The sequence below is a fragment of the Macromonas nakdongensis genome (genome assembly GCF_002837145.1).
Classification (GTDB): domain Bacteria; phylum Pseudomonadota; class Gammaproteobacteria; order Burkholderiales; family Burkholderiaceae_C; genus Macromonas_B; species Macromonas_B nakdongensis.
In genome coordinates this window covers 1-11129 of sequence record NZ_NWMV01000064.1, presented here as the reverse complement: position 1 = coordinate 11129, position 11129 = coordinate 1, and the positions used below count along the sequence as shown (strand labels likewise).

11 protein-coding genes and 1 tRNA gene are annotated in these 11129 nt (G+C 67.1%); 11 read left to right on the top strand and 1 reads right to left on the bottom strand.

Annotated elements, in window-relative coordinates:
• Positions 1–19: 19 nt before the first annotated feature.
• From pdxA to CON77_RS09650, 8 genes are all read left to right on the top strand, one after another.
• On the top strand, positions 20–895 hold the full coding sequence (pdxA, locus tag CON77_RS09685; protein WP_101048950.1) for a 4-hydroxythreonine-4-phosphate dehydrogenase PdxA: 876 nt from the start codon (positions 20–22) through the stop codon (positions 893–895).
• 102 nt (positions 896–997) lie between these two features.
• A complete protein-coding gene (gene petA / locus CON77_RS09680) occupies positions 998–1594 on the top strand; it encodes a ubiquinol-cytochrome c reductase iron-sulfur subunit (protein WP_101048949.1) in 597 nt (198 codons plus the stop codon).
• A gap of 17 nt (positions 1595–1611) precedes the next feature.
• The gene (locus CON77_RS09675) at positions 1612–3051 is read left to right on the top strand and encodes a cytochrome b (RefSeq protein ID WP_101048948.1); all 1440 of its coding nucleotides are present in this window, start codon (positions 1612–1614) and stop codon (positions 3049–3051) included.
• Between the two features lie 24 nt (positions 3052–3075).
• A complete protein-coding gene (locus CON77_RS09670; RefSeq protein WP_101048947.1) occupies positions 3076–3831 on the top strand; it encodes a cytochrome c1 in 756 nt (251 codons plus the stop codon).
• Between the two features lie 99 nt (positions 3832–3930).
• The gene (locus CON77_RS09665) at positions 3931–4542 is read left to right on the top strand and encodes a glutathione S-transferase N-terminal domain-containing protein (protein WP_101048946.1); all 612 of its coding nucleotides are present in this window, start codon (positions 3931–3933) and stop codon (positions 4540–4542) included.
• A gap of 15 nt (positions 4543–4557) precedes the next feature.
• Positions 4558–5040, top strand: coding sequence for a ClpXP protease specificity-enhancing factor (locus tag CON77_RS09660; RefSeq protein ID WP_101048945.1), 483 nt, complete (start codon positions 4558–4560; stop codon positions 5038–5040).
• Between the two features lie 12 nt (positions 5041–5052).
• Positions 5053–5128 (top strand) — tRNA-Thr (locus CON77_RS09655).
• A gap of 62 nt (positions 5129–5190) precedes the next feature.
• Positions 5191–5787, top strand: a complete 597-nt coding sequence (locus CON77_RS09650; RefSeq protein WP_101048944.1) for a hypothetical protein — start codon at positions 5191–5193, stop codon at positions 5785–5787.
• On the opposite strand, the gene CON77_RS09645 is transcribed toward CON77_RS09650, so the two are convergent.
• Positions 5768–6052, bottom strand: a complete 285-nt coding sequence (locus CON77_RS09645; RefSeq protein ID WP_101048943.1) for a hypothetical protein — start codon at positions 6050–6052, stop codon at positions 5768–5770. The genes CON77_RS09650 and CON77_RS09645 overlap by 20 nt on opposite strands.
• 182 nt (positions 6053–6234) lie before the next feature.
• On the opposite strand from CON77_RS09645, the gene secA reads away from it, so the two are divergent.
• From secA to CON77_RS09630, 3 genes are all read left to right on the top strand, one after another.
• Positions 6235–8991, top strand: coding sequence for a preprotein translocase subunit SecA (secA, locus tag CON77_RS09640; protein ID WP_101048942.1), 2757 nt, complete (start codon positions 6235–6237; stop codon positions 8989–8991).
• A 50-nt stretch (positions 8992–9041) separates the two neighbouring features.
• A complete protein-coding gene (gene argJ / locus CON77_RS09635) occupies positions 9042–10271 on the top strand; it encodes a bifunctional glutamate N-acetyltransferase/amino-acid acetyltransferase ArgJ (protein WP_101048941.1) in 1230 nt (409 codons plus the stop codon).
• A gap of 3 nt (positions 10272–10274) precedes the next feature.
• Positions 10275–11129: ATP-binding protein (locus CON77_RS09630; protein WP_101048940.1), on the top strand; the 855-nt coding region annotated here is incomplete at its 3' end.

Here is an 11129-nt window from a genome sequence, read left to right as displayed (position 1 = left end):
GGTTTAGGTAACGGGCGGCTTGTTGCCGGTGGCCGTGGTGGACGGCCCGGGGGGCGTGGCCGACTTGCCGCCCCGTTGCGTGCCCGTGTGGCCCGGCGGCGCTTTGGCCGCGCCGGTGCCCTGGGGGCAGATCGGTGCGCCCGCGGGCCGGGCCGCGGCCGAGGCCATCGAGCGCGGTGCCCGGGCCGCCTTGCAGGGGCGGGTGTCGGGCTTGGTGACGGCGCCGGTGCACAAGGAGGCGCTGGCCGCGGCCGGTGTCGAGCACCCCGGCCACACCGAATACCTCCAGGCGCTGGCCGCTGCGCACCTGGGACTGTCGGTGGCGCAGCTGCCGGTGCGCATGATGCTGTCGAACGACGAGTTGCGCACGGTGCTGGTCAGCATCCACGTGTCGCTGCGCGAGGCGATCGAGCGTGTCACCCTGGACAACGTCGGGCAGACCCTGCGCATCACCCATGCCCATTTCACCCGGCTGGAGCCGGGACGGCGTTGCCGCATCGCGGTCGCGGGGCTGAACCCGCACGCGGGCGAGGGTGGGCTGTTCGGCCGCGAAGAGATCGAGGTGATCGCGCCGGCCGTGGCCCGGGCCCAGGCCGAAGGCCTGGACGTGCACGGCCCCTACGCGCCCGACACGGTGTTCATGCGCGCCCGCGAAGGGGCTTTCGATGTGGTCATCGCCATGTACCACGACCAGGGCCTGATTCCGGTGAAGTACCTGGGCCTGGCGCACGGCGTCAACACCACCCTGGGCCTGCCATTTGTGCGCACCAGCCCCGACCACGGCACCGCCTTCGATCTGGCCGGGACCGGCCGCGCCGATCCGAGCAGTTTGCTGTCGGCCATCCTGGCCGCGCGCGGCGGTGCCGACTGGGCAGGCGCGGACGCGGCCCCGTAAGATTGGGTTGTCACGATCAATTACAATGGGCTGTTGACCCGAGTGCCGTTGCGCGCTCGACACGGTCCCGCCAGTGTGTAGTCCAGTCTCAGAAAGATCCCCATGAGCGAAGCAACCGTAGACAACGGCCGCCGAACCTGGCTCATCACCTCCGCTGCCATGGGTGGCGTGGGTGCAGCCGCCGTCGCCGTCCCCTTTGTCAGTTCTTTCTCGCCGTCCGAGCGCGCCAAGGCCGCCGGTGCCGCGGTCGAGTTTGACGTGTCCAAACTGCAGCCCGGCGAAAAGGCCGTGGTCGAGTGGCGCGGCAAGCCGGTGTGGGTCATGCGCCGCACCCCCGAGCAACTGGCCGCGCTGGAGAAAGTGGACGGCCAATTGGCCGACCCGACCTCCGACCGCAAGGCCTACCCCACCCCCGAATACGCCAAGAACCGCCACCGCTCCATCAAGCCGGAGTACTTGGTGGCCGTGGGCATCTGCACCCACCTGGGCTGCTCGCCCGGCGACAAGTTCGCCGCGGGTCCGCAGCCCTCGCTGCCGGACGACTGGCAGGGCGGCTTCCTGTGCGCCTGCCACGGCTCCACCTTCGATCTGGCCGGTCGCGTGTTCAAGAACAAGCCCGCGCCCGACAACCTTGAGATCCCGCCGCACTACTACCTGTCTGACACGGTGTTGCTGATCGGCGAAGAGCCCAAGGCCTGAACAGCGTAACGAGGACCATCATGGCTGAATTCAAGGAAGTCTCTCCTGACGCGTCTGCGGGCGCCAAGTTGACCAACTGGTTCGAAAACCGGTTCCCCACGGCATTCGACGCCTACCGCGTCCACATGTCCGAGTACTACGCACCGAAGAACTTCAACTTCTGGTACATCTTTGGCTCGCTGGCGCTGCTGGTGCTGGTGATCCAGATCGTGACCGGCATTTTTCTGGTCATGCACTACAAGCCGGACGCCTCGGTCAACGCCGCCGGCGTGCCCGTGGCCTTCGCCTCGGTCGAGTACATCATGCGCGACGTGCCCTGGGGTTGGCTGGTCCGCTACCTGCACTCCACCGGGGCCTCCGCCTTCTTCGTGGTGGTGTACCTGCACATGTACCGTGGCCTGATCTACGGTTCCTACCGCAAGCCGCGCGAGCTGGTGTGGGTGTTCGGCTGCGCCATCTTCCTGGTGCTGATGGCCGAAGCCTTCATGGGCTACCTGCTGCCCTGGGGTCAGATGTCCTACTGGGGCGCCCAGGTGATCGTGAACCTGTTCTCCGCCATCCCCTTCATCGGTCCGGACCTGGCCCTGCTGATCCGCGGTGACTTTGTGGTCGGCGACGCCACCCTGAACCGCTTCTTCAGCTTCCACGTGATTGCCGTGCCCCTGGTCCTGCTGGGTCTGGTCGTGGCCCACCTGCTGGCCCTGCACGACGTGGGTTCCAACAACCCCGACGGCGTCGAGATCAAGGCCGGTCCCAAGGGCAACCGCTGGTCGGCCACCGCCCCGGCCGATGGTGTGCCTTTCCACCCCTACTACACCGTGCACGACGTGTTCGGCGTGACGGTGTTCCTGTTCGTCTTCTCGGCCATCGTGTTCTTCGCGCCCGAGTTCGGCGGCTACTTCCTGGAGTTCAACAACTTCATCCCGGCCGATCCGCTGGTGACGCCGCTGCACATCGCGCCGGTGTGGTACTTCACCCCGTTCTACTCCATGCTGCGCGCCATCACCGCCGAGATGATGTACGTGCTGGTGGCCTGCGTGGTGCTGGGGGCCGTCCTGGGCGTGACCAAGGCCAAGCTGGCCGCCGCCTTCAAGGGGGCCATCGTGGTCGGTGCCGTGGTCGTGGCCGCGCTGATGCTGTCCATCGACGCCAAGTTCTGGGGCGTGGTCGCCATGGGCGGTGCCGTCGTCATCCTGTTCTTCCTGCCCTGGCTGGACAACTCGGCCGTCAAGTCGATCCGCTACCGCCCGAGTTGGCAGCTCTATCTGTACGCCATCTTCGTGATCAACTTCCTGATCCTGGGCTACCTGGGTGTGCTGCCGCCGTCCCCCATCGGTGAGCGCGTTTCCCAAGTGGGCACGCTGTTCTACTTCGGTTTCTTCCTGCTGATGCCGTGGTGGAGCCGCATCGGTGAAAGCAAGCCGGTGCCGAGCCGCGTGACTTTCGCCCCCCACTGAGCCCAACGCCCACAGGAGTAACAGATGAAAAAATGGATTGCTGCTTGCCTGGTGGCCCTGGGCTTGGCAACGAACGCGGTGGCCGCCGGTGGCGGCTTCCCGATGGAAAAGGCCCCGAACCTGACGAACGACCTGGCCGCGCTGCAAAACGGCGCCAAGATCTTCGTCAACCACTGCCTGAGCTGTCACTCGGCTTCCTTCGTGCGCTACAACCGCATGACCGAGCTGGGTCTGACCGAAAAGCAGATCAAGGAAAACCTGATGTTCACCACCGACAAGGTGGGTGACCTGATGATGGCCTCGATCAACCCGCAGCAGGCCAAGCAGTGGTTCGGCGCCAACCCGCCCGACCTGACCCTGGTGGCCCGTTCGCGCGCCAGCGGCAGCTACAGCGGTGCCGACTACCTCTACACCCTGCTGCGCAGCTACTACCGCGACGAGACCAAGCCGACCGGCTGGAACAACCTGGCCTTCCCCAACATCGGCATGCCGCACCCCCTGTGGGAACTGCAGGGCGAGCGCAAGCCGGTGATGGCGACCGTGGACAGCCACGGCCACGAAGTCCACGTGCTGAGCGGCTGGGAACAGACCAAGGCCGGCAAGCTGAGCCAGGCCGAATACGACCGCAACGTCGCCGAACTGGTCGCTTTCATGCAGTGGATGGCCGAACCGGCCCACAACGACCGCGTCCGTCTGGGCGTGTGGGTGTTGATCTTCCTGGGGACGTTCATTCTCGTCGCCTGGCGCCTGAACGCGGCTTTCTGGAAAGACATCAAGTAAACCCGGACTGGCCCCCCGGGGCCGTCCCTGCACAGTGGATTTGCCGGCTGTCCCCGGCAACCCACTGTTTTTTGTTTTGAGACTGGAGGATCGAATCCCATGATGGTTCTGTACTCGGGCACCACCTGCCCCTACTCGCACCGCTGCCGCTTCGTCTTGTTCGAAAAGGGCATGGACTTCGAGATCCGCGACGTGGACCTCTACAACAAGCCCGAGGACATCGCGGTGATGAACCCCTACGGCCAGGTGCCCATCCTGGTCGAGCGCGACCTGATCCTGTACGAGTCCAACATCATCAACGAGTACATCGACGAGCGCTTTCCGCACCCGCAGCTGATGCCCGGTGACCCGGTGGACCGCGCCCGCGTGCGCCTGTTCCTGCTGAACTTCGAGAAGGAGCTGTTCACCCACGTGTCGGTGCTGGAGCAGCGCAACGCCAAGGGCAACGAGAAAGCCGTGGAAAAGGCCAAGAGCCACATCCGCGACCGCCTGACCCAGCTGGCGCCGGTGTTCCTGAAGAACAAGTACATGCTGGGCGACAACTTCTCGATGCTCGACGTCGCGATTGCACCGCTGCTGTGGCGCCTGGACCACTATGGCATCGAGCTGAGCAAGAACGCCGCACCGCTGCTGAAGTACGCCGAGCGCATCTTCTCGCGTCCGGCCTACATCGAGGCGCTGACGCCGTCCGAAAAGGTGATGCGCAAGTAAGCGCCCAGGCCCGCCATGGACCGCGACGACATCCCCTCGACCCGCCCCTACCTGATCCGTGCCCTGCACGAGTGGTGTTCCGACAACGGCTACACGCCCTACCTGGCCGTGGCCGTGGACGCCTCGGTGCAGGTGCCGCGCGAGTTCGTCAAGGACAACGAGATCGTGCTCAACACCAGCCTGGAGGCCACCAGCCACCTGCAGCTGGGCAACGAGTTCGTCGAGTTCAAGGCCCGTTTTGGCGGCGTGGCGCGCGAAGTGGTGGTGCCGGTGGACCACGTGGTGGCCATTTACGCCCGCGAAAACGGGCAGGGCATGGCCTTCCCGCCGCCCAAGCCGGTGAGCGAGGCCGAGGCGGCCGGTGCGGGCGCGCAGCGCCTGCGGGCTGTGCCTGCGCCGCAGACCGCTGAGGCGCAGGCCGAAGCGCCGCCTGTCGACGACCACGAGCCGACGCCGCCCACGGCGCCGGGCCGGCCCGCCCTGAAGCGGGTGAAGTAGAATCCGCAGCGCGCCGCCTTAGCTCAGTTGGTAGAGCACCCGCCTTGTAAGCGGTAGGTCGTCAGTTCGAATCCGACAGGCGGCACCACTCGATGCGAAAGCCACCCCACTTCAGCGTGCGGTGGCTTTTTTCTTGGAGGTCTGACGCCGATGAAATCCCGCTCCCGTTGGCACGCCGCGCCTGCCTTGCTCGAGGTGCGGGTGGCGCAGATCGAGCAGCTGTTCAACTCCATCGACCCGTCGCCCTTCGTGGCACGCGACCTGGACCAGGCAGCCGAGGACTACATCATCGAAGCGGCCAAGGAGCAGCCGCGCGATGCCGCCCTGGCCTTGCACGTGCACCTGGACCAGTGGCCCGCTGACCGCGAGGCGCTGGCGCAGGTGGGGCAGGCGATCCAGGCCCATTTCGCGGCCCGTGCCACCACCACCCGGCGGCGCCTGAGCGAGTTGTTTCAGCGCGGGCGCGTCAGCTTGCTGATCGGGCTGGTGTTTTTGTCCCTGTCTATCGCCGCGGGTGAGTTCAGCAAGAGTTGGATGTCGCCCGGCGGCCTGAGCAGCATCGTGCGCGAAAGCCTGCTCATCGGCGGTTGGGTGGCCATGTGGCGGCCCATGGAGATTTTTCTGTACGACTGGTGGCCGATGGCGCGCCACATCCGCCTGCTGGACCGCTTGGCGGCCATGGGCGTTCGGGTGGCGGGGCCGCGGGTGCCGCACGCACCCGGGTCGCTCAGCGCAAGCGCACCTTGATGCGCAGCCGGGGCACGCCGAGGTCGGCCTGGCGCAGCGCGGCCATCAAGGCCGGGGTGAGTTGCTTGAGCTTGGTGCCGACGGCCGGGTTGCCGACCAGCAGGCACCAACCCTCCTCGTCCAATGGGCCGGCCTGCACTTGGGCCCGCAGACCGGCGGGCAGCAGGGGGGTGATGGTGCGCATCATCTGCTGCGAGCGGCGCACGCGTTCGGTCACCTGGGCCAGGATGGGTGAGGCGGTGACCGCTTGCTGCAGGCTGAACATGCTTGAATTATCGGCGCATGCCGCCACCTGTGCAGATGGGCCGCCCCGGGGTGGCCTGTGCGCGCCCCGCTAAAATGGCCGATTACGGCGACAGCGCCGCAGACGGCTGGGCGGATTCCCAGCAAGTTCAGAAAGCTTCCCACGGCCATGGCGCGCCGAACGCGCGCGGTGGCGATGTTCGTATGGCCATCCAATTCCTGACCAAAATTTTCGGCAGTCGCAACGACCGCCTGCTCAAGACCTACCGCAAGACGGTGGCCCGCATCAACGGTCTGGAGGCCCAGTTCGCCCAGCTGTCGGACGAACAGCTGCAAGGCAAGACCGCCGAATTCAAGCAGCGCCTGGCCAACGGGGACACGCTGGACGCGCTGCTGCCCGAGGCCTTTGCCACGGTGCGCGAGGCGTCCAAGCGCGTGATGAAGATGCGCCACTTCGACGTGCAGCTGATCGGCGGCATTGCGCTGCACAGCGGCAAGGTGGCCGAGATGCGCACCGGCGAGGGCAAGACCCTGACCGCCACGCTGCCGGTGTACCTGAATGCGCTGGCCGGCCAGGGCGTGCACGTGGTCACGGTGAACGACTACCTCGCCAGCCGCGACGCGCAGTGGATGGCCAAGCTCTACAACTGGCTGGGCCTGAGCGTGGGCATCAACCTGCCGCAGATGGCGCGCGAGGACAAGCAGGCCGCCTACGCCGCCGACATCACCTACGGCACCAACAACGAATACGGCTTCGACTACCTGCGCGACAACATGGTCTACGAGGCGGCCGACCGCGTCCAGCGTGGCCTGCACTACGCCATCGTGGACGAGGTGGACTCCATCCTGATCGACGAGGCGCGCACGCCGCTGATCATCAGCGGTCAGGCCGAAGACCACACCGCGATGTACCTGGCCATCAACCGCCTGGTGCCGAACCTGGTGCGCCAGGAAGGCGAGGAAGACCCGCGCACTGGCGAGGGTGTGACCCGGCCCGGCGACTTCACCCTGGACGAAAAGGCCCACCAGATCCACCTGACCGAACAGGGCCACGAGCGCGCCGAGGCCCTGATGGGCCAGGCCGGTCTGCTGGCCGAGGGCGCGTCGCTGTACGACCCGTCCAACATCGTGCTGATGCACCAGCTGGTGACCGCGCTCAAGGCCCAGCACCTGTACCACCGCGACCAGCACTACGTGGTGCAGAACGGCGAGATCGTCATCGTGGACGAATTCACCGGCCGCCTGATGGCCGGGCGCCGCTGGAGCGACGGCCTGCACCAAGCGGTGGAGGCCAAGGAGGGCGTGGCCATCCAGCCGGAAAACCAGACGCTGGCGTCCATCACCTTCCAGAACTATTTCCGCTTGTACACCAAGCTGTCGGGCATGACCGGAACGGCCGACACCGAGGCCTACGAGTTCCAGGAAATCTACGGCCTGGAGACGGTGGTGATCCCGCCGAACCGCCCGAGCCAGCGCAAGGACGAGCTGGACCGCGTGTACAAGACCACGCCGGAGAAGTACAAGGCGGCGATCGAGGACATCCGCGCCTCGCACGAGCGCGGCCAGCCGGTGCTGGTGGGCACCTCGTCGATCGAGAATTCCGAAATCATCGCCGAGCTGCTGACGCGCGAGCGCCTGCCGCACGAGGTGCTCAACGCCAAGCAGCACGCGCGCGAGGCCGACATCATCCTGCAGGCCGGGCGTCCGGGGGCGATCACCATCGCCACCAACATGGCCGGCCGCGGCACCGACATCGTGCTGGGCGGCAACCTGGAGAAGATGGTGGCCGCGATCGAGGCCAACGAGGCCCTGGACGAAGCCGCCAAGGCGCAGCAGGTGCAGGCCGTGCGCGCCCAGTGGCAGCTGGACCACGAGAAGGTCAAGGCCCTGGGGGGCTTGCGCATCATCGCCACCGAGCGCCACGAGAGCCGCCGCATCGACAACCAGCTGCGTGGCCGCGCCGGGCGCCAGGGCGACCCGGGTTCCAGCCGCTTCTACCTGAGCCTGGACGACCAGCTCATGCGCATTTTCGCGGGCGACCGGGTGCGCGCCATCATGGACCGCCTGAAGATGCCCGAGGGCGAAGCGATCGAGGCCGGCATCGTCACCCGCAGCATCGAGAGCGCGCAGCGCAAGGTGGAGGCGCGCAACTTCGACATCCGCAAGCAGCTGCTGGAATACGACGACGTGTCCAACGACCAGCGCAAGGTGATTTACCAGCAGCGCAACGACATCATCGACGCGCAGGACCTGGGGGCCCAGATCGCCGCCTTGCGCGAAGGCAGCGTGACCGACCTGGTGCGCCAGCACGTGCCGGCCGACAGCGTGGAAGAGCAGTGGGACCTGGCCGGCCTGGAGCAGGCCCTGGCCGAGACCCATGGCCTGTCGCTGTCTCTGCGCCAGGCGGTGGAGGGCTCGAACGAGGTCACCGACGAAGACATTCTGGAGAAAGTGTTGGCCGCGGCCCACGCCGCCTACGACGAGAAGGTGGCGCTGGTGGGCCGCGAGCACTTCACCAGCTTCGAGCGGGTGGTGCTGCTGCAGAACATCGACAGCCATTGGCGCGACCACCTGAGCGCGCTGGACTACCTGCGCCAGGGCATCCACCTGCGTGGTTACGCGCAGAAGCAGCCCAAGCAGGAGTACAAGCGCGAGGCCTTCCAGCTCTTCGCCCAGTTGCTGGACATGGTGCGCAACGAGGTGACGCGCATCCTGATGAACGTGAAGGTGCAGTCGCCCGAGCAGGTGAGCAGCGCGGCCGAGCAACTGGAGGCCGAGGCCGAACACCTGAGCCACGTGACCTACACCGCGCCGAACGAAAGCGGCGAAGCCGAAACCACCGCCGACACCGGGTTGCTGGGCGCGTCTGCGCCGGCCGAGGTGCCGCGCGTGGGCCGCAACGACCCCTGCCCCTGTGGCAGTGGCAAAAAATACAAGCAGTGTCACGGCAAACTCTCGTGAGCCGGTGACACTGTCCTTCCCTGTTTCTGAATTTTCGACCGGAGTCTGAGATGGCCGTGAACTGGACCGCCCCCGCCGCGGAAAGCTTGTTGCCCGTGCCGGGCGTGCGCATCGGCGTGACCGAAGCCGGCGTGCGCAAGGCCAAGCGCAAAGACCTCACCGTCTTCCTGCTGGACGAGGGCACGGCCGTGGGCGGTGTGTTCACCCAGAACCGCTACTGCGCCGCGCCGGTGCAGGTGTGTCGCGAACACCTGGCCGCCGACCAGGGCATCCGCGCCCTGGTCGTCAACACCGGCAACGCCAACGCCGGCACCGGCGAGCCCGGTCTGGTCAACGCGCGCGCCACCTGCATCGCGCTGGCCAAGGAACTCAGCCTGTCGCCGCAGCAGATCCTGCCCTTTTCCACCGGCGTGATCATGGAGCCACTGCCGGTGGAGCGCATCGTCGCGGGCCTGCCCGCGGCCCTGGCCGACGCCCAGCCGGCGCACTGGCTGAAGGCAGCCGAAGGCATCATGACCACCGACACCGTGGCCAAGGCCGCCAGCCGCCAGCTGCAGATCGGCGGGCAGACGGTGACGGTCACCGGCATCGCCAAGGGCGCGGGCATGATCCGCCCGAACATGGCGACCATGCTGGGCTTTGTCGCCACCGACGCCGTGATCGCCCCGGGCCTGCTGTCCGGGCTGGCGCGGCAGCTGGCCGACGTGTCCTTCAACCGCGTCACGGTGGACGGCGACACCTCCACTAACGACTCCTTCGTGGTGCTGGCGACGCAACGGGCCGGTCACGCCGAAATCACCGACCTGGCGAGCGCCGAGGGCCGGGCCCTGCAGGCCGCCATGGCCGAGGTGGCCCAGACCCTGGCCCACGCCATCGTGCGCGACGGCGAGGGTGCGACCAAGTTCATCGCCGTGCGCGTGGAAGGGGGCCGTACCACCGAGGAATGCCTGAAGGTGGCCTACGCCATCGCCCATTCGCCGCTGGTGAAAACCGCCTTCTTCGCCAGCGACCCGAACCTGGGCCGCATCCTGGCGGCGGTGGGCTACGCCGGCATTGCCGACCTTGACCAGGGCCTGATCGAACTGCACCTGGACGACGTGCACGTGGTGACACAGGGCGGGCGCCACCCCGCCTACCGCGAGGAAGACGGGGCCCGCGTGATGGCGCAGAGCGAGATCACCATCCGCGTCGGCCTGGGCCGCGGCAACGTGGCCGACACCGTGTGGACCTGCGACTTCAGCCACGACTACGTCACCATCAACGCCGACTACCGCAGCTGAACCATGAACGAAGCCTTTGAACGCCTGCTGCTGCGGGCCGAGGCGCTGCTGCAACGCATCGAATCGGTGCTGCCGCAGCCGCTGGGGGCACCGGATTGGTCCGCTTCGGTGGCCTTCCGCTACCGCAAGCGCGGCGGCCACGGCCTGCTGGAGCCGGTGCGCCACGTCGCCGCCATCGCCCTGGCCGACCTGCAGGAAATCGACGGCCAGAAAGACAAGATCCAGCGCAACACCGAGCACTTCGTGCAGGGCCGGCCGGCCAACAACGTGCTGCTGACCGGCGCGCGCGGCACCGGCAAAAGCTCGCTCATCAAGGCCTGCCTGAACGCCTACGCGGCCCAGGGCCTGCGCCTGATTGAGGTGGACAAGGCCGACCTGATCGACTTGCCCGACATCGTCGAGGTGGTGGCCGACCGGCCCGAGAAATTCATCGTCTTCTGCGACGACCTGAGCTTCGAGGACGGCGAGGCCGGTTACAAGGCGCTCAAATCGATTCTGGACGGCTCGGTGGCCGCGGCCACGCCCAACGTGCTGATCTACGCGACCAGCAACCGGCGCCACCTGCTGCCCGAGTACATGAAGGAGAACCTCTCCTACACCCACACCGCCGACGGCGAGGTCCACCCCGGCGAGGCGGTGGAGGAGAAGATTTCGCTCTCCGAACGCTTTGGCCTGTGGGTGAGCTTCTACCCCTTCAGCCAGGACGAGTACCTGGCGGTGGTGAACCAGTGGCTGGATCACCACGGCGTGCCCGAGGCCGAGCGCGAGGCGGCCCGCCCGCTGGCGCTGGTGTGGGCCTTGGAGCGCGGCTCGCGCAGCGGCCGCGTGGCCTACCAGTTTGCGCGCGACTACGCGGGC

What these genes read in the sequence shown, in the direction of transcription:
- petA (WP_101048949.1), top strand. Translation starts at nt 998, where the DNA reads ATGAGCGAAGCAACCGTAGACAACGGCCGCCGAACCTGGCTCATCACC.
- CON77_RS09650 (WP_101048944.1), top strand. Translation starts at nt 5,191, where the DNA reads ATGAAATCCCGCTCCCGTTGGCACGCCGCGCCTGCCTTGCTCGAGGTG.
- argJ (WP_101048941.1), top strand. Translation starts at nt 9,042, where the DNA reads ATGGCCGTGAACTGGACCGCCCCCGCCGCGGAAAGCTTGTTGCCCGTG.
- CON77_RS09670 (WP_101048947.1), top strand. Translation starts at nt 3,076, where the DNA reads ATGAAAAAATGGATTGCTGCTTGCCTGGTGGCCCTGGGCTTGGCAACG.
- CON77_RS09665 (WP_101048946.1), top strand. Translation starts at nt 3,931, where the DNA reads ATGATGGTTCTGTACTCGGGCACCACCTGCCCCTACTCGCACCGCTGC.
- secA (WP_101048942.1), top strand. Translation starts at nt 6,235, where the DNA reads ATGGCCATCCAATTCCTGACCAAAATTTTCGGCAGTCGCAACGACCGC.
- CON77_RS09660 (WP_101048945.1), top strand. Translation starts at nt 4,558, where the DNA reads ATGGACCGCGACGACATCCCCTCGACCCGCCCCTACCTGATCCGTGCC.
- CON77_RS09645 (WP_101048943.1), bottom strand. Translation starts at nt 6,052, where the DNA reads ATGTTCAGCCTGCAGCAAGCGGTCACCGCCTCACCCATCCTGGCCCAG.